The organism is Ruegeria sp. YKSD179, from assembly GCF_059612885.1.
On record NZ_JBXWRL010000002.1, the window covers coordinates 1 to 16,019 of the forward strand.

A 16,019-nucleotide genomic window follows, 5' to 3' on the forward strand; every position below is an offset into this window, starting at 1 on the left:
CTTTATCGTGCACCTGTCGCGACTGGCGGATGGATCACGTCGCGTTACCAGCATCTCGGAAATTACGGGAATGGAAGGCGAGATTGTCACTATGCAAGACATTTTCGTTTTCCAGAAAAAGGGCCGTTCGGAAAGTGGAGAGGTCATCGGACAATTTGTTCCTACGGGAATTCGTCCAAAGTGCTTTGATTTCCTTACATCCGCCGGTGTCGATCTTGCGCCAGAAACTTTCCGTGTATCGAGAGGGTAAGCCATGGACAGCGTATATACCGCCGAATTGCTGAATTATCTGACGCTGGCATGCGTCTTCGTCGGAATATTCATGCTGGTAACCGGGTTGACCCACTTTGCCAAGCGTGGAGAAAACCGAGCTGAGGCCAGAAATCGCCGTCTGCGCATGGTTCAGCAGGGCGTTTCAGATGAAGAACGCCTTTCAATCTTGCTTCCAGATAACCAGACGGGCATTTGGGCACGGGTTCCGTTTTTTGGAAAGCTGCCAGAAACGCTTTTGCAAGCGGGAGTGAATATATCCCCGCAGAACTTTCTGCTGCTGTCAGCAATGGGAACAGCAGCGGCGGCCGTTGCCGGCGTCTTTTTCCTTCCTGCTTGGCAGGCTGTTCCGATTGCGTTCCTCTTGGGTGCAGTCGTGCCCGCGTTGATTGTCAAATCGCGTCAGGCAGAGCGCCAAAAGTTGCTGACGGGTCAGTTACCCGATGCATTGGAACTGATGGCGCGGGGTCTTAGGATCGGTCATCCGGTTAATACGTCGATCAAGGCCGTCGCGGATGAGATGCAAGATCCCATCGGGTCAGAATTTGGGATCATCTTCGATCAGATCAGTTTCGGTGACGAATTGACCGATGCCGTTCAAGATTTTGCAGACCGTGTAGGTTCCGAAGACGCGCAATATCTGGCTGCCAGTATGGCAATCCAGCATGGAACCGGTGGTGATCTTGAACGGATCGTTTCCGTCTTGGCCAACGTGATCAGAAGACGGATCGCATTGCGCGCCCGGATCAAAGCAATCTCGGCCGAAGGACGTTTGTCCGGAGTTCTTCTTTCGATCATCCCGTTGGTGATCATGGGACTGATGTCAATCAATGCGCCGGGATACTACACCGACGTCAGCGACGACCCGGCGTTCATCAAACTCGCCATTTTGGTCGTCGTTTTGATGATCTCTAACGTCATCATCCTGTACAGACTCGTTAACTTTCGGATTTGAGGACAGTTCCATGGATCGTATTTTGGAAATGATATCGCTGCGTTTCGGACTTCCTACCGAAACTATATTGCTTACAATTTTTGGGCTGGGCGTGTTGCTGGTTTTCTTTGCGGTGAGTTCGGCCCTGAGCCGACGCCACCCTGCAGCAGTCCGCATTGCTAACCTGCGTGCCCAAAGGTTCGATTCACGCAATGATCGCGGTCTGTTGCGCGAAACAGTTGCCACCCCCAAGGGCCTTTTCAAAGCGGCGCTTCCAAGCAGGCAGTCCGAGCGGCGCAAGATCGAAGAAAAGCTGCTCCAGGCGGGCCTGACTGGTCCTAATACACTACGTATCTACACGCTGACACGTGTTTGGCTGGGTATTTTCGTTCCTATGATCGTGGCCTTGCTGATAGTCGCGTCAAAAACACCGGGAATTCCTTTCCCAAGGTCGATTGCAGGAACATTTGAATCCATTAGCAAGGCGAATGCGATCCAGCTTATCGGGTTGCTGACGGCAGTCGGTTATTTTCTTCCGGCTTTCTGGTTGAACCGGCGTCAAAAAGAACGCCAACAAAAGATCCGTGACGCTTTTCCAAATGCGCTCGATCTGCTGCAGATATCGCTGCAAGCCGGACTTGGTTTTGATGCTGCGATGACACGTGTAGGAAATGAGTTGGCCGTTGCCTCACCGGACCTCGCCTTTGAGTTTTTGAACACACAACACGAAATCCAGGCTGGGCGACCACGCGCAGAAGCGCTGTCTGACATGGCAAAACGCACTGGCATCGACGAGATCCGGTCATTTGCGACCGTTGTGCAGCAATCCATGCGTTACGGAACCAGTATGTCAGAGGCTTTGACTACTTATGCCTCGGAAATGAGAGACTGGCGTGAGACCAGAGCGCAGGAATTGGCTAACCAGCTGCCCGTAAAAATGTCGGCTGTATTGGCGGCGCTAATGCTGCCCACGTTGATAATTATCACGGCGGCGCCTTCTATGATTCGATACTTCCGCGGCTTTGGGGCGTAGTATTCGACCCCAACCGCGCTACAATAGGCCCTTCAGTGCACCTATGTTGCCAATTTTGTGAACAAAAGAAGGTCTTCTTCTTCCACTTTTTGCGCAGGTACAGAGATTAGTTCAAAGTTAATTTTGTGAATATGTGGAGTCCGGCCACACAAAAAAAACCGAGACATATCGACGGGTGGGGGCGTCTGTCGAAAGGTGTTGGTCAAAGTTTGACCGATGGTAAATGGTATGAGTGTTATGTTTTCGGCGCATAATTCTGCGTCAGCTGCGGTGGCTCCTACACCAGAATTGCTAAAGGTTGTTGCTGTCCTGTGTCAGGCTTCGCAAGGGAAAGTTCCACTGTTAAACGCACTGCGTGAAACAGCCCTGGCGATTGGGGCAGATGTTATCTCAATTAGTCGCGTTGATCTGTCCTGCGAAAAAGGTTCTGCAAAGGTGCTCAGCGCCGATGTCAGACATCAGCGGCCCAGCTCCTCGGGAAGTTTTGATTTCTGCGTAGCGCCAGCCGTCTGCGGGGTGAATATGAAACGCGCCAAGTCGGGATCGGCGTGGTTCGGATCAATGAACGATTTTGCTGATCACGCTCGTCTGTCCGAACTTTATAAAAACCGCCGATTGTCAGAGTCAGTGTCCATATTGCTCGAAAGGCAGAATGGAGTATCGGACTTTTTGGAATTGCATTTTTGCCGTCCTATTTCTTCGGCTTTAGCGAACGCCTTGACGCTTATGGGCCCAGTTCTTTCGGACTGCTGGAAAAAAAGGTCTCTTGGCAGATTCTCTGAAACACAGCTTGTGAACGCGCGTAGAAAATCTGTGCGTACGGAAGTCAAAGAGATTTTGTCCATGGAAAATCCGTGCAGATTGAGCCGAGCTGAATATAGGGTCTGTCTGCTATTGGCTCGGGGGTTGAACAACAACGCGTTGCTTTCCGAGCTCTCGATCTCGATTTCGACCCTTCGTACACATTTGCGCAATATCTACATTAAGACCGGAACGTCTTCACAAACGGAACTAATTCACGACTTGCTTACTCCGATTGTGAATCCCAAGCCAGCATCGGCAGGAGGCGCGTATGTCGCCTGAGTTCGTTCAGTTGGGGCCACTGATATTGATCGCGCCTTTATTGATCATTATGGCATTGCACGATTTGAAGTTCCTAAAGATCTCAAATTTTCTGGTGCTTGCGATGATCGCGGTTTTCTTGCTTTCGGCGCCATTCTTTCTTACGTGGCAAGAGATTTCATATCGAATTCTTTTTGCGGTCGCCGTGTTCTTCCTTGGCTTCGCTGGTTTTGCGTTTCGCCTTTGGGGAGGGGGAGACGTAAAGGCAATTGCCGCACTGGTGCTCTTCGTACCGAGCTATAGCCTGCTATTATTTTTCTTTTGCTTTGCTGCTTCGATGGGTATCGGCATGTTCGTTGTTGTTTCTTGTCGCTTTCTTGTCTTGCCGCAGTGCGTTTGGAGCGCATTGCGTCCAAAAGCGGGTTATCCGATGGGGGTATCAATAGCTATGGCCGGTATTCTGTTGCCTTTTGCTTCGTTGATGCTTGCTGCGTAGGCTGTTTTCACAAAGAAAGAAAAATGGCGAAACATATAGGTTTACGGCCTAGATTATTCTTTCGAAGATTGGCGGTTAACAATTTCCGACCATTGTCTGCGGTTACGAGGGAATTCCATCCGGTTTCCAGATTTATGAATCAAAGTTGCGCAATGACGTAAGAGCGGATTGTAAGATACTGGTACTTTCAGCACGCTCTTCTGGCGACATGGCTGCTGGGTCCAAAACCAATTGAAAATTCGGCTTGTCGCACCGGACTTTTGTAGAAAGGGTGGGTGCCCCTTTTTGACCTAAAACGCGGTAGGTCATGACGGGCTGCGTAACACCTTTTACCTGTATCGGTCCCACCTCTTCGGTACTGATTGCGTCTTTTATGTGTGCCCAAGTCTCGTAAGAGATAAATATTTCTCCCTCATCGGCCTGATGTTCAAGCCGAGAAGCGATATTCACCGCTCCGCCAATAATGGTGTAATCCATTCGGTCTTCGCTGCCAAAATTTCCGACAGTACAGTAGCCTGTGTTGATGCCAATTCGGCATTGCAATTCTTGTCTTATTCCTTGGCGTTTCCATTCGACCTGCAATTCAGCCAACTTGTCCCGCATCGCGATCGCCATGCGTACACAGGCCAACGCATCTTCACGCACCCCTTTTGTTTCGGGATCACCGAAAAAGATTAGGATGGCGTCACCGATAAACTTGTCAATGGTGGCGCCATGTTGCAGCGCGACTTGCGCCATCTCTGTTAGATAACTGTTCAGAAGTTGAGTTAGGTCTTCGGACTCCAACTGATCAGTAAGCTCTGTAAACCCCGCTACGTCGGAGAAAAACACGGTTAGTTTTTTCCTTTGGCTCGCAAGTTTCACCTCCTGACGACCGGAAAAGATAGAATTATATACCTGGGGGGAGAGATACTTTGCGAGTTTGCCCGATAAGGCCTCAAGTTCGTTGTTTTTACGCGAGATTTCCTCTGCAGCGATACGCTGCTTTTCTGCCAAGGCATTCAGCTCCCGTTCGTTGCGATCACTCAATCGCATCATGCGCCGCGTGGTTTTTAACAGTTTTCGGTATTCCACGACGAGCCGTCGAATTGGATCTCGTGTCTCGTCACTAGGGAACTTTCCGCTGTCCAAGGCAGATTCGGCGCTCTCAAGAACCTGTTGTTCCCGAGAAAATAGATCGTCGAGTGTCATCTATCCGACAACTTTTTTAACGTGAACTTGGCGTGCTGAAGATCCTCGCCAAACTCTTCCCCAAGCTCTTCCATGGTTTCATCTTCTGGATCGTGAAACCAGAAAACCTCTATTTCTTTTCCCTTTTCGGCCGCTGAGTCCAAGAGTTCCATTATCATCATTATGGCTTTTGCGCTCGACGAATTGAAATAGATGAGCTCAAAATCAAACCGACATTTAGAACTTGCGTCACCCGATAACCATTCTTTCAGGGCTTGAAACAACGGGTTGTAGAACGTGGTAACATCTTCGGGATAGGATTCTCCGATTAGCTTCAAGCGACCTGAGTCAAAGTCAAATTCGACTGTCGGTGTACGGTTTGTGGCGGGGATCTCAATTTTTTCCATAAGTCCCCTCTTAAACTGTAGCTTTAAGTGCAAAAAATGCGTGTTGATCATCAACTCGCATAAAGTCGAACTCAATTGGTTTTGATGCTCTGCGCGCAATTTCAATCAGCCCTATGCCTGCACCTTTGCTGACAGTATCGGGTTCTGAACGAAGTTGGTCTTTGTAGGCTGCTTTAAGTTCTTCTCGGTTCATTTTTCGCAAAGCTGACAGTCGGCTTTGCATGTTTTCTACATCGCTCGAAAGGATCAGGTTTCCGGCATGAACCACATAACTGCCGGCTTCGTTCCCAATGGTCAGGATGCCATAACTTATGTCCAACCCATCTGAATCCGTGTCGGCGGGCAACCGTTCAACGGAATATCGTATAATATTTTGCATTTGTTCGACGAAAACCGCGAAGACACTGCGAAGGGTTTTTGTGTCCGCGTCTTCGGAAACCAGTTTTTGTTTCAATGCGTCGCCAACGCCGCTGAGAATACCTTCGGTCACATAGCCACTGTAGGCAAAAACAACACCTTGTTTGCGTAGACTGGCGCGCAGCTCGTAAACTTCGTTGGCAAGCATTTGTTCCCCTTGATCGCGCACGAAAAGAACCAAGTTCATTTCAAGCCTTAATATCACATGATACACATTTGTGCATTTTTAGTGTATCAATTGCGCTTAGAATTGATTGGGGAGGTAGATATGATCAGGATATTATCGTGGGTTACCGGCGTATTGATTTCTGGCCCGGTCCTCGCCGCCGATATACCAACGGAAGTAAAAGCAAAGCTTCAATCTGCCATGATTGCACATGTCGACGGAGTAATGGTTGATGGTGCTTATACTTATCTGGATACTACCACCAACGAGATTGCGACTGTTTATCCAGCAAATGTTCACCCAATGGTTATCCCAGCCGGAGGTGACTATTTCGTCTGTTCAGAAATGATAACGGAAGGCGGAGATACGGTAACGGCAGACTTTCTCGTACGCGAAATTTCCGGGGACTACAAAGTCGTGCAGATGATAGTCAACAACCGGGCGGCCCTGCAGTCCGCAATGAAGAAAATCGGGAACTAGATGCCTGAAGAAGTAGGGGCGTTCAGTGCGTAACGTCTGGGACTTTTTAACGCGCCGAATATTTTTGAAGCACATTCTGGCGACCCTCGTGATCGGAGGCGCGCTAAATGCCGTAGTGCTCCTATTCTACTATGAATTCAAAAGACAAGCGCAGACTGATCAAGTTGCCGCTGAAATGGCCACAATAGCTAATCGTATTGCGCGCCCATTGGCAGAACTTGTAATGTCAGGAAATCAGGCACAGGCTCAAAGCCTGTTAGCAGTTTACTCTGGGTTTCCCTATTTGATATGCGCTGAACAACGGCTGGAGCAAAACCCGGAAACACTTGTATCGTGGCCCGCCATCGGGTGCGAAAAGATTAAAAAAACTGGTTTGGATATATCCGTTTCCGTGCCAACGGCAGCAGGACCAGCCGTTATGTTGGCGCGAATAGACCAGGAAATTCTCAACAGGGAATTGCGAACAGAAGTTGGCGTGGTGGTCCTTTTGGGCGTTCTTGGAGGATTTGCACTGGTCGTTGCAGGTGCGGCAGCCTTTTTGTGGCTTATCAACAGACCTCTTCGTCAAATGTTAAGCGCGATTGAGAAGTTTGAACTGTACGACGATCCTCAGCGGGTTACATATCGATCCGAGGACGAGATTGGCAAAGTTGTTCAAAGCTACAACTCGATGTTGGACCGTGAAGTCGAGCGCGTCTCTGCGATAAGGGAAGCTCATCACCAAATTGTTGAAAGCGTGAATTACGCCACGCGAATTCAGCAAAGCCTTTTGCCGACAACTAAACAGTGCAAGACAGCTTTTTCGGATTTTGCGGTCAAATGGGAGCCCCGCGATTTGGTCGGCGGCGACATCTATTGGCTGAGAAAGGACGGACCAATTTCTACACTCGCCGTTATTGATTGTACGGGACACGGTGTTCCGGGCGGTTTCATGACAATGCTGGCGATCGGAATTCTTGAGCGGCTGTATTTTGAAGATGGCACACTCAGCCCCTCATCGGCACTTTCTAAACTGAGCGATTTGACCAGAACGTTGTTGAACCAAGACCAATCTGGTGCGACCTCCAACGACGGTATGGATGCTGCAATCTGCCAAATTGATGTAAACAAAGGAACAGCGATCTTTTCCGGAGCACACATGTCTTTGTTGATCAAACAAGGGGAAAAAGTGGAACGGTTGCGCGGAGACAAATTGAGTTTGGGCTACATGGACACCCCAAAATCACCAAAGCTTTCTGAACAAAATTTCCAATTCGACGAAAACACGTTTCTCGCGATTGCTACAGACGGATTGATCGACCAATTGGGTGGAGAAAAACGTCTGGCATTTGGATTTCAAAGGGTGATTTCGACGATGAAGCAAGGAAACTGGTCGAGCTCGGCAGAACTCTTAGAAGCCATCGACCGAGTATTTAAAAACTACACCAAAGACGAAAACCGCCTCGATGATTTGACGGTAATCGCATTTCGTCCAATTATTATTAATAATTGAATATTTCCGTGGGTAGCTATTCTTGTCTTAATCAATTTTAGCAGAAATTACGCAAAAATTGTGGGATCAAATACCAACGTTTTGCCACTCTGCCCTGGCCCTCGCTGCCAAACCTCCGCCGGCTATAGTACCTACGGTTGGGCAAGTCAGGATTAACGGAAGCGCGGCTCGGGCCAGTACTTCCCCGGCGCGGCTGTCAGAAGGATAGTGAACGCCAAGTACTTCTCGGTTACGAGAGATTCGGCTTGCCATGTCTTCCAACGCATTGCGGACCACGCCATCGGGATGGGTCGTCTGCAAGATTTTGTTGCCCGAATTATCCAGCATGACCGTGTCCAAACACAGGGCCACAAGCCAGGCTTCGGTTGCGTGAGCGCTGGGGAAGGCTGAATGATGCGGAACATCGATCGGCGGAAAAAGGGCCGGATGTAATTGAGATGGCCTGGGACGGTTAAATCTCATTTTAAAGTGAAAGGCCAAAAACTGTGCAACAGTCAGTGCAATATGGCAAAGTTGAAGGGTGTTGGGATGCGACAGGTAATTGAAAGGCATTATCCCCTGGAAATACCCAATTAAAGTGCCTCGTTGTTGCAACGCCTCTTGCAGAACACCGGGTCGATACTCGATCAGGCCTACAAGCTCGGTCAGTTCTTCTTCGATTGTCCATGTAACAGCAGCGACCGTTGTTGTATTTGATACATTTGATCCTGTGCGTGCAGGTTCTGTAAGGACAGCACCCAGTGGCAGAAGCGACAGCCAATCCGGAACATTGTCACCATCTGAATCCTGCGTGGTAAATTCTGACAGAAAGGCAATAGCCCTGTTCCCGGGCGACCAGCTTCTGAAAGTTGCAGTATTGAAAGAGCTGTAGATTTCATGAAGACGGACCGGGTCTGGATCAGCAAGGCCACCAGTTGCGACCGGATGCGTGTGCGGCCATTGATTTCCGGGCCACCAACGGTCCTCGACAGGTATTCCACCTGCACCGTCGTGTTCCGTGTGCGGCGATATGCCGATACTAAGATTAACGGGACTGCCGCCGTAACCGGCGTCACGGGCATCCCGCGCATCCCTGGCATCCCGCGCGTCGCGTGCATCCCTCGCATCTCTGGCGTCTAATGAACTGATCGGGCCTGACGGTCCTGTCATATCGTTCTCCCCTTGTGTTGGCGACTGCTAGTCAGGCAACCCTGCCTGACGCAACCGTTCGCAAAACAACACCGACTTTGCCGGGTCGCTGTAGTGTTTGTGAGTCTCTTTGTATTTGCCTAGGGAAAAGGCAGGCTCTAACTTCATCAAGTCCGCCGCGCTCTTTTGCGCCTCTCCCGCTTTTCCAGCCGCAACTTGGGCAACCACAAGCGTTCTAAGAGCGCTGGTGTAACGCGGGTTTTCCGCCAAACCCCGTTGAAGCCAGGAAATGGCCTTTTCGTATTCCCCGGCATCGTAGTAGACCGTGCCTAGAAAAGCGTAATAAACGAATAATCTTTGATCGAATGGCGAAAGTCTTAATGCTCGCTCCGCTGCTTTGATTGCGTCGTCGTTACGGCCAATGCTGGACAATGTTACGCTGGACAACAACCAAGCTATTGAACTGCTGGGGTTTGCTTCGCGCGCGCGATCCAAATAATCGATCGCCGTTTCAAAATCCCCGAACATGTATGATTGAACATGCCCATAGGTCGCCAGAGCAAGTGCATTTTGACGGTCAAGTCGAATGGCGCGTGCCGCCAAATCAGCTGCCTTGCGGGAATCTCCTTTGGGATCAGTGGACCAACCTTGTCCGACTTTCAAACTGTGCCAACGCGCGGCCCAAGCCAACGGTGAAGGGAACTCAGGGTCCGCCTCAATCGCGCGTTCTAACAAGGCACCTGCTTGTTCGAAAGTTTCGAATTCGAGGCTGCCAATAGTGTCCAGTGCTTTCAGGTACATGTCATAAGCCGAAAACGAAGCCAGACGTTTTCGCATCGTGCGTCTGCGCTCGGCCTGAAGCATTTTAGGCAAAAGGTTGATCAGTGTCGTTTCGACGATTTCATCCTGTACGCCGAAGGTGTCAATTTCGTCAAAATCCCGCTTCAATGCAGCCAGTATCTGGCCGTTCTCTGTATCCAAAAGCTCTGTGGAAACGCGCACCCTTCCGTCCCGACGACGCAGCATGCCCATGATCAGGTAACGAACTCCAAGCGTTCGTCCAACCACCTGCGGATCTACAGCTTGTCGGGCGAATGAAAGGGTCGACGATCTGGCAATCACTGTAAGGTCATGATGCTGGGAAAGTTGGGCAACTATGTCCTCGACAATGCCCCAGGCGAAGTATTCATCCTCTTGTTTGCCGCTGATATTGGTAAAGGGTAGCACCGCAATTGAAGGCAGCCCAGACTGGCGTTCTTCGGCAACCATGTGCCGCCCATCAGTCGTGAGTTCAAAGGCTGCGACTTTGACGCCCATTTTACGCAGCTCCAGCTCGCCAACAGGACGCGTTTGAATCTCGCTAAGGTGTGAGATGTTGTCTTGAACAGATTGCGTTAGAATTATCCCACCAGCGGCCACATGTTCCTGCAGTCTTGCTGCCACGTTAACACCGTCGCCCAGCAGATCTTGGCCGTCTCGCAATACCCGGCAGTAATTTAGCGAAATCCTAAGAGCCAACCCCTGACGTCGTTGTCGCGCCTGGATCTGTAATTCCTGCCCCCAACGCACGGCTGCCTCGGGGTTGTCGAATGTGGCAAGGATCCCGTCTCCGGTCGACTTGACAAGGCTGCCTCCAAATTCTTTCAAAAGCGGCATCACGAGTTCTTGCCGCATGTCGACCCACCTGAAAAATGTGCTTTCCTCGTCCTTGCGCATCAAGGCCGAGAATCCGACCACGTCAACAAAGCTCACGCACAGCAATTGACGCTCAGCTTCGTCAGCCAGCCACTTTTCACCAGAAATCACGTCTGCAGATACGTCTGATCCACCATTGCCCGGCACAGATGATCCTAAACCGCCACCGCCCTCAATAATCGAGCTTTGAGAGCTCGATCGTGGCGGGGATGGTTTACTCGTGTAATAATCAACACGCATGATCAAATACCCTCTGTGGTGCATTATGCGTCGATTCGTTGTAAAAGTTAATTAAAAGACAAAGGAACATAGCTGGCCCGAAACCCGCATCTGACCGCTGTCAGTGAGCTTATGGCTTTGAATGCCGCGGTCTTGGGGGGGGCGTCATACTCAGGATTGAGGACGCGAAATGGCAGAGAAACTTTTTTTGTTTGACCTAAGCAAGGATGCACTTACCAGCAACCTGGCTATCTGCGGACAAGATCTGAACAACTTGATCGTCGATTTTGGGGTGCCAGGATTCATCATTCCCCCCGGACCGAGCAACAACCCTTGGAGAGCATACAATCGCGACGGATCAGTGGATTCTAGTGGATCTGTTGAAAACCTGGGATACGGGATTCCTTTGCTTTTGCCAGACAAGACCAAAGCGCGGAACCTTCTTGACCAGATGCTGCAAAAGGCTACCGCCAACGGAAATCCTGAGGCTGCCCGAGTTGCCGGCGTGGACGTCACCCCGTACTCTATGAACCTTGCTCCGCAAGGGCAGCATTGGTGTGCGGGTTCAGGGCGCGGTTACAGCTACGCCACTCGCCGACGAGCGCATCAGCTCATTGAATCCGAAGCACTGGTCGACAATGAGTTATTTGGTCGTGATGTGAAAATCTTGGTTATCGATCAGGGATTTAATAAGGACTATTTGGGATCCCTAAACGGTATTTATGGCGGTGGCATGGGATGGATCGTCGATGGTAAGGTTAAAATCCCCGGCGAAGGTAAGTGGCCATACACTTCACTTGAACAGCGGCATGGCTCCATGCTCTTGCGTTCATTGGTAAAAATCGCGCCGAAGGCGGAAATACGTGATATTCCCCTTATTCCAGAAAGAATAACAGATGTTGGATACTTCGTTTTGCATGCGCTTTTTGCATTCGCGTTTATCAAAGCGCTTTATCTAAGCAAACAGGGACCTTGGGTCCTTTTGAATGCTTGGGGGGTGGTCGATCGGTTCGCCGAAGGGCTTTGGGGAAGCTATACCAACAATAGAGATCACTTTTTGAATTTGATGATTGCCAGTATAGCCGAAAAGCACGACGTAGTTTTTGCAGCAGGTAACAATGGCCAGTTTTGCGCGGACCCAAGAGCGACTGGTTATGACGCCGGGCCCGGTAATAGCATCTTTGGCGCCAACGGCCTGCCCGAGGTCACTTCGGTCGGAGCAGTAAGAGCTGACGGTGCATGGATCGGCGCATCTTCCCAAGGTCCTGGTCCTGAGGACTTCCAAATAGGCAATGGTACGGTGGAAAAACCGGATTTTTGTGTTCCAAGTTGGTTTACCGAGGATCACGATCATTTCTTGCGTAGTGGTGGAACATCAGCAGCTTCTGCGCTAACAGCCGGATGCATTGCTGCGCTTCGTCAGGGTTGGGGTACTACAGCGGTTTCGCCGGCAGAACTGCGGGCAGCTATACGAAATTCATCACGCCAAGTTGCCCAAACTGGATGGAGTGCGCGGACTGGTACAGGTGTTCTGAAACTGGGCAGTTTAATAGGCCAACCGCCAATCGTGTAGTGGGCTTTGTTGGTCTGGAACCACCGTTTTGTGTTTCGAAGTTGAGCCTGTCAGAAGTGATTTAGTCCTGGGAGTAAGTAGGCGGAAGTTGCCTTGGATAGAAAAGACTGCCCAAAAATTTCCAGCGGCTTGTCGTGACCATTTCCGCCTTGGCATAACTCGTGTCTGTTTCGCGCGTACTTAAGGGCGCGGAGCGCCAAACACATTCTGTCTTGTCTCAATGCCTTTTGGTTCTTACGCCACGCCAGAACTGGCGGTTCTAAACGCAACCCGCCTTATAAAAGTAGGCTGCGCCGAGGCTGTTAAATTGCAACTGGGTCGCGAGGGGGTCGCAATTATCTAAGCTGCAGCAGATGCAGGGCCACCCGTGATGAGCCATGTCGGCCTTCTCCCCCATGAGGTAAATTTGATGGGTGGTTTCAAAATGCAGGGTCGAACGGCCGAGTTAGCGATGGAAGTCATCGAAGATGCTCGCGCGATTGAGGCTGCTGGCGTCATCGGGCCAGAGACAAAGGCCTTGCCTTACGAGGTCGGCAAAGCGGTCGACGAAGCAGTTTCCATCTTTACGTTTTCCATAGGGGCCGAAGCCGCTGGAACCTGCCAGTTTTTTTTAATGGTTACGACTTGTTGGTCGCTTTTGACACTTTAAAGCGAAAGTTCGCAAAGCGTTACGCAAGTATGGCAGACATCGCGACCAAAGCGTTTGAAGCATTCGCCAAAGAGGTCCGCTCAGGCGAATTTCCGGATGCAGAACACAGCTATGAGATGAAGTCCGATGAGACCACCAAGTTCAACGAGATGCTAGCGATGGATCAAGATCGTGAAGGCACAGCGGTTAGAAAGAGTGGTCAGCGCATTCCCAACGGAATGCTGGAAGACAATTATCCTCGTAACATGTGGTGGGTGGCTGCGTGCCGGGATGAGGTTACTACATAGCTTCTGGCACGTTGGTTGCTTGAAACACCCATTGTTCCTTACAGACTAGAAGACAGCACGCCAGCCGCGCTCTATGATCGACGTCCGCACCGCTGGGCTCCGCTTTCCGAGGGGCATGTTGACGGTGACAAGATCATCTGTCCCTCCCACGGGATGGAGTTCAACGCAGGTGGTTACTGCACCAAGTCACCGACACAGACAATGATGCCAAAAACCGCGCAAATCCCGGCGTTTGAGGAGCGGGAAGCAGGCGCGTTTGTGTGGATATGGATGGGCGCAAAGGAGGCAATTGATTGCGATTCGCCGCGGGTTGACTATCAAATTGATCCGGATTGGAGCTTTATCTACTAATTATTGAAACAAACGAAGGACTTGAGGCCGCAATTGAGATTGCCCGATGTTCCGGTCGAATTGACGCGATGTTTTTCGGTGGAGTCGATATGGCGGCAGAACTGCGATGCAAAAATACCTTCGAGTCATTGATCTACGCCCGCTCCCGCGTCGTGCACGCATCGGCTGCGGCCGGTTTGGATGCTATTGATGTACCTTTCCTGGATTTGGACGATCCTGACGGAATGCGCAAAGAAGCAGAGAAAGTAAGAGATTTGGGATTTTCAGGCAAAGGGTCAGTGCACCCAAAGCAGATTGCCGCCTTAAACGAAGTGTTCACCCCGAGTGACCACCAAATCTCGCGTGCACGCCGGATCATTGCGAAATTTGAAGAGGCCGACACAGGTCTTGTTGTGATAGATGGTAAGTTAATAGAGAAACCTGTTTTGCGTGATATGTACCGGGTAGTTGAAATAGCGGACCGGATGGAGGTGTAAGCATGGAGTGTTGTGGCCCGGGTTATGCTTCTCCTCAGGAAGCCATCAAAGCGCCGCGTGAGAAGCTGCTTTATACCATTGCGATATACACAGGGACGGGGATTCAAAAACCAGACTACCTGGCGACTATCGACGTGGATCCTGACAGCCCAACGTACAGCCGCGTCATTCATCGACTTGATATGCCGGGTATTGGTGATGAGTTGCACCACATGGGGTGGAACGCATGTTCTTCATGTTTCGATGACAGTTCAATGTCCCGGAAATACTTGCTGCTACCCGGTGTCCGATCCAACAACATACATGTTGTGGATACTGCAACTGATCCCCGCGCGCCGCGTCTACACAAGGTAATTGATGGCGCCGAGATTAAGTCAAAAACAAACCTTTCAGGACCGCACACAGTACACTGTTTAGGCAGTGAAATCATCATATCGATGTTAGGCGATGCTAAAGGAGAGGCACCTGGCGGTTATCTTCATCTGAACAAGGATTTTGAGATAGTTGGCCGATGGGAAAACTCGATGGGAGATATCCCGTTTGGGTATGATTTCTGGTATCAGCCTCGGCACAATGTAATGGTCAGTTCCGAGTGGGCTGCGCCGAACACCTTCATGCCGGGCTTTGATCTCGAAGAAGTCGGTCACCTGAAATATGGGCGTCGGTTGCACCTGTGGGACTTCGAAAAGCGCGTGCCGGTCGAGACGATGTATCTGGGCGAGGATGGATTGATACCGTTGGAGGTTAAGTTTCATCACAATCCTGATAGCACACACGGGTTCTGCGGTGCAGCTCTTTCAGCCAATGTGATTCATTTCTGGAAGTCGGAGACAGGAAAGTGGGAATGGGAAAAGATCATCGACGTTGAAAATGAACCCCATCCCGAATGGCCAATTCCCGTGCCCGGCGTGATGTCGGCCATCTTGGTGTCTATGGACGACAAATACCTATATTTGAACAACTGGTTGCACGGCGACATGCGCCAGTACGACATAAGCGATCCGCACAAACCCATTTTGACCGGCCAAGTTTTTATGGGTGGTCTCTTGGGTAAGGCCCCTGATGTAAACGGAGTGGAAGTCGCTGGCGGGCCGCAAATGTTCCAACTTAGCCTTGATGGGCGACGTCTTTATGTCACCACATCGCTCTTTTCTACCTGGGATAACCAATTCTACCCGGAAATTCGTGAAAAAGGTGGTGTGATGGTTCAAATCGACTGCGATCCGGTAAATGGCGGAATGACCATAAACCCGGATTTTATTGTCGATTTTGGTCAAGAGCCGAATGGCCCTTCCAGATGTCACGAGGCTCGCTATCCCGGTGGGGATTGCACAAGTGATATCTGGCTATGAAGACTTACACTGTTACATTGGCTAATCGTGATGGCAGAACAGTTAGCGTCGATGCACGGCGCGCGCTGTTGGATAGCCTTCGGGATCAGGGTGTGGATCTGCCATACGGTTGCAAATACGGGGGCTGTATCACGTGCGCCGCAAAGCTGACACAAGGCAAGGTGGATCAGAGAAGGCAAGTTGCTCTGAACAATCGTCAAATCAATGATGGCTATATCATTTTGTGCGTGGCGAGACCTAAATCAGATTTGACGATTGAAATTGGAGTTGAAAGCCATGACCGGCTTTATCGCAATCCTTTTCTTGATCCTTTGAAACCTCATGAACTTAAGGCGGACATCGCCAAGCCGAAGGAAATCTGA

At 50.4% G+C, this 16,019-nt stretch carries 17 protein-coding genes and 2 pseudogenes; 14 read left to right on the forward strand and 5 right to left on the reverse strand.

Features of this window, described 5'->3' with window-relative positions; all coding sequences use genetic code 11:
* From AC2FNE_RS00270 to AC2FNE_RS00290, 5 genes and pseudogenes are all read left to right on the forward strand, one after another.
* Nucleotides 1-250: pseudogene (locus AC2FNE_RS00270) on the forward strand (CpaF family protein); the annotation flags it as partial.
* A 3-nt stretch (nucleotides 251-253) separates the two neighbouring features.
* Nucleotides 254-1,225 carry a type II secretion system F family protein gene (locus AC2FNE_RS00275; protein ID WP_170476439.1) on the forward strand — a complete coding sequence of 324 codons (972 nt, stop codon included), beginning with the start codon at nucleotides 254-256 and terminating at the stop codon, nucleotides 1,223-1,225.
* A gap of 10 nt (nucleotides 1,226-1,235) precedes the next feature.
* Nucleotides 1,236-2,237 (forward strand): type II secretion system F family protein, encoded by a 1,002-nt coding sequence (locus AC2FNE_RS00280; RefSeq protein WP_170476438.1) that lies wholly within the window; start codon nucleotides 1,236-1,238, stop codon nucleotides 2,235-2,237.
* A gap of 228 nt (nucleotides 2,238-2,465) precedes the next feature.
* Complete coding sequence (locus AC2FNE_RS00285; protein ID WP_170610358.1) at nucleotides 2,466-3,320, forward strand: helix-turn-helix transcriptional regulator; 855 nt, start codon at nucleotides 2,466-2,468, stop codon at nucleotides 3,318-3,320.
* A complete protein-coding gene (locus tag AC2FNE_RS00290) occupies nucleotides 3,310-3,795 on the forward strand; it encodes a prepilin peptidase (protein ID WP_170476434.1) in 486 nt (161 codons plus the stop codon). The genes AC2FNE_RS00285 and AC2FNE_RS00290 overlap by 11 nt, the downstream gene beginning before the upstream one ends.
* A gap of 132 nt (nucleotides 3,796-3,927) precedes the next feature.
* Here the strand turns inward: AC2FNE_RS00290 and AC2FNE_RS00295 are convergent, their stop codons facing one another.
* From AC2FNE_RS00295 to AC2FNE_RS00305, 3 genes are read right to left on the reverse strand one after another with little or no spacing between them, the layout of a single operon-like run.
* Nucleotides 3,928-4,986 (reverse strand): adenylate/guanylate cyclase domain-containing protein, encoded by a 1,059-nt coding sequence (locus AC2FNE_RS00295; protein WP_170604198.1) that lies wholly within the window; start codon nucleotides 4,984-4,986, stop codon nucleotides 3,928-3,930.
* Nucleotides 4,983-5,372: a DUF1987 domain-containing protein gene (locus tag AC2FNE_RS00300; protein WP_217362361.1), complete on the reverse strand. Its 390-nt coding sequence runs from the start codon at nucleotides 5,370-5,372 to the stop codon at nucleotides 4,983-4,985. The genes AC2FNE_RS00295 and AC2FNE_RS00300 overlap by 4 nt, the downstream gene beginning before the upstream one ends.
* 10 nt (nucleotides 5,373-5,382) lie before the next feature.
* A complete protein-coding gene (locus AC2FNE_RS00305; RefSeq protein WP_170476430.1) occupies nucleotides 5,383-5,976 on the reverse strand; it encodes a SiaB family protein kinase in 594 nt (197 codons plus the stop codon).
* An 81-nt stretch (nucleotides 5,977-6,057) separates the two neighbouring features.
* Between AC2FNE_RS00305 and AC2FNE_RS00310 the strand changes: the two genes are divergently transcribed.
* A complete protein-coding gene (locus AC2FNE_RS00310; RefSeq protein WP_170476428.1) occupies nucleotides 6,058-6,435 on the forward strand; it encodes a hypothetical protein in 378 nt (125 codons plus the stop codon).
* Between the two features lie 25 nt (nucleotides 6,436-6,460).
* Nucleotides 6,461-7,927, forward strand: a complete 1,467-nt coding sequence (locus tag AC2FNE_RS00315) for a SpoIIE family protein phosphatase (protein WP_496804556.1) — start codon at nucleotides 6,461-6,463, stop codon at nucleotides 7,925-7,927.
* A 66-nt stretch (nucleotides 7,928-7,993) separates the two neighbouring features.
* On the opposite strand, the gene AC2FNE_RS00320 is transcribed toward AC2FNE_RS00315, so the two are convergent.
* Together AC2FNE_RS00320 and AC2FNE_RS00325 are read right to left on the reverse strand one after the other, a co-directional pair.
* Complete coding sequence (locus AC2FNE_RS00320) at nucleotides 7,994-9,076, reverse strand: phosphatase PAP2 family protein (RefSeq protein ID WP_496804557.1); 1,083 nt, start codon at nucleotides 9,074-9,076, stop codon at nucleotides 7,994-7,996.
* A 27-nt stretch (nucleotides 9,077-9,103) separates the two neighbouring features.
* The gene (locus tag AC2FNE_RS00325; RefSeq protein ID WP_170604192.1) at nucleotides 9,104-10,990 is read right to left on the reverse strand and encodes an adenylate/guanylate cyclase domain-containing protein; all 1,887 of its coding nucleotides are present in this window, start codon (nucleotides 10,988-10,990) and stop codon (nucleotides 9,104-9,106) included.
* Between the two features lie 169 nt (nucleotides 10,991-11,159).
* On the opposite strand from AC2FNE_RS00325, the gene AC2FNE_RS00330 reads away from it, so the two are divergent.
* The 7 genes and pseudogenes from AC2FNE_RS00330 to AC2FNE_RS00360 all read left to right on the forward strand — a co-directional run bounded on the left by AC2FNE_RS00330 (nucleotide 11,160) and on the right by AC2FNE_RS00360 (nucleotide 16,019).
* Nucleotides 11,160-12,542 carry a S8/S53 family peptidase gene (locus AC2FNE_RS00330; protein WP_496804558.1) on the forward strand — a complete coding sequence of 461 codons (1,383 nt, stop codon included), beginning with the start codon at nucleotides 11,160-11,162 and terminating at the stop codon, nucleotides 12,540-12,542.
* A gap of 199 nt (nucleotides 12,543-12,741) precedes the next feature.
* Nucleotides 12,742-13,191: pseudogene (locus AC2FNE_RS00335) on the forward strand (3-methyl-2-oxobutanoate hydroxymethyltransferase); the annotation flags it as partial.
* Between the two features lie 29 nt (nucleotides 13,192-13,220).
* A complete protein-coding gene (locus AC2FNE_RS00340) occupies nucleotides 13,221-13,478 on the forward strand; it encodes a hypothetical protein (protein ID WP_170476417.1) in 258 nt (85 codons plus the stop codon).
* Between the two features lie 15 nt (nucleotides 13,479-13,493).
* A complete protein-coding gene (locus AC2FNE_RS00345; protein WP_170604184.1) occupies nucleotides 13,494-13,829 on the forward strand; it encodes a Rieske 2Fe-2S domain-containing protein in 336 nt (111 codons plus the stop codon).
* Entirely contained in the window at nucleotides 13,811-14,305 is a 495-nt protein-coding gene (locus tag AC2FNE_RS00350; protein WP_170604182.1) for an HpcH/HpaI aldolase/citrate lyase family protein, read from the forward strand. Before AC2FNE_RS00345 ends, AC2FNE_RS00350 begins: the two co-directional genes overlap by 19 nt.
* 2 nt (nucleotides 14,306-14,307) lie before the next feature.
* Nucleotides 14,308-15,657, forward strand: a complete 1,350-nt coding sequence (locus tag AC2FNE_RS00355; RefSeq protein ID WP_170476412.1) for a selenium-binding family protein — start codon at nucleotides 14,308-14,310, stop codon at nucleotides 15,655-15,657.
* Nucleotides 15,654-16,019, forward strand: a complete 366-nt coding sequence (locus AC2FNE_RS00360; protein WP_170476411.1) for a 2Fe-2S iron-sulfur cluster-binding protein — start codon at nucleotides 15,654-15,656, stop codon at nucleotides 16,017-16,019. Before AC2FNE_RS00355 ends, AC2FNE_RS00360 begins: the two co-directional genes overlap by 4 nt.

What these genes read in the sequence shown, in the direction of transcription:
- AC2FNE_RS00310 (WP_170476428.1), top strand. Translation starts at nt 6,058, where the DNA reads ATGATCAGGATATTATCGTGGGTTACCGGCGTATTGATTTCTGGCCCG.
- AC2FNE_RS00300 (WP_217362361.1), bottom strand. Translation starts at nt 5,372, where the DNA reads ATGGAAAAAATTGAGATCCCCGCCACAAACCGTACACCGACAGTCGAA.
- AC2FNE_RS00290 (WP_170476434.1), top strand. Translation starts at nt 3,310, where the DNA reads ATGTCGCCTGAGTTCGTTCAGTTGGGGCCACTGATATTGATCGCGCCT.
- AC2FNE_RS00275 (WP_170476439.1), top strand. Translation starts at nt 254, where the DNA reads ATGGACAGCGTATATACCGCCGAATTGCTGAATTATCTGACGCTGGCA.
- AC2FNE_RS00325 (WP_170604192.1), bottom strand. Translation starts at nt 10,990, where the DNA reads ATGCGTGTTGATTATTACACGAGTAAACCATCCCCGCCACGATCGAGC.
- AC2FNE_RS00330 (WP_496804558.1), top strand. Translation starts at nt 11,160, where the DNA reads ATGGCAGAGAAACTTTTTTTGTTTGACCTAAGCAAGGATGCACTTACC.
- AC2FNE_RS00295 (WP_170604198.1), bottom strand. Translation starts at nt 4,986, where the DNA reads ATGACACTCGACGATCTATTTTCTCGGGAACAACAGGTTCTTGAGAGC.
- AC2FNE_RS00280 (WP_170476438.1), top strand. Translation starts at nt 1,236, where the DNA reads ATGGATCGTATTTTGGAAATGATATCGCTGCGTTTCGGACTTCCTACC.
- AC2FNE_RS00340 (WP_170476417.1), top strand. Translation starts at nt 13,221, where the DNA reads ATGGCAGACATCGCGACCAAAGCGTTTGAAGCATTCGCCAAAGAGGTC.
- AC2FNE_RS00320 (WP_496804557.1), bottom strand. Translation starts at nt 9,076, where the DNA reads ATGACAGGACCGTCAGGCCCGATCAGTTCATTAGACGCCAGAGATGCG.
- AC2FNE_RS00285 (WP_170610358.1), top strand. Translation starts at nt 2,466, where the DNA reads ATGAGTGTTATGTTTTCGGCGCATAATTCTGCGTCAGCTGCGGTGGCT.
- AC2FNE_RS00360 (WP_170476411.1), top strand. Translation starts at nt 15,654, where the DNA reads ATGAAGACTTACACTGTTACATTGGCTAATCGTGATGGCAGAACAGTT.
- AC2FNE_RS00305 (WP_170476430.1), bottom strand. Translation starts at nt 5,976, where the DNA reads ATGAACTTGGTTCTTTTCGTGCGCGATCAAGGGGAACAAATGCTTGCC.
- AC2FNE_RS00355 (WP_170476412.1), top strand. Translation starts at nt 14,308, where the DNA reads ATGGAGTGTTGTGGCCCGGGTTATGCTTCTCCTCAGGAAGCCATCAAA.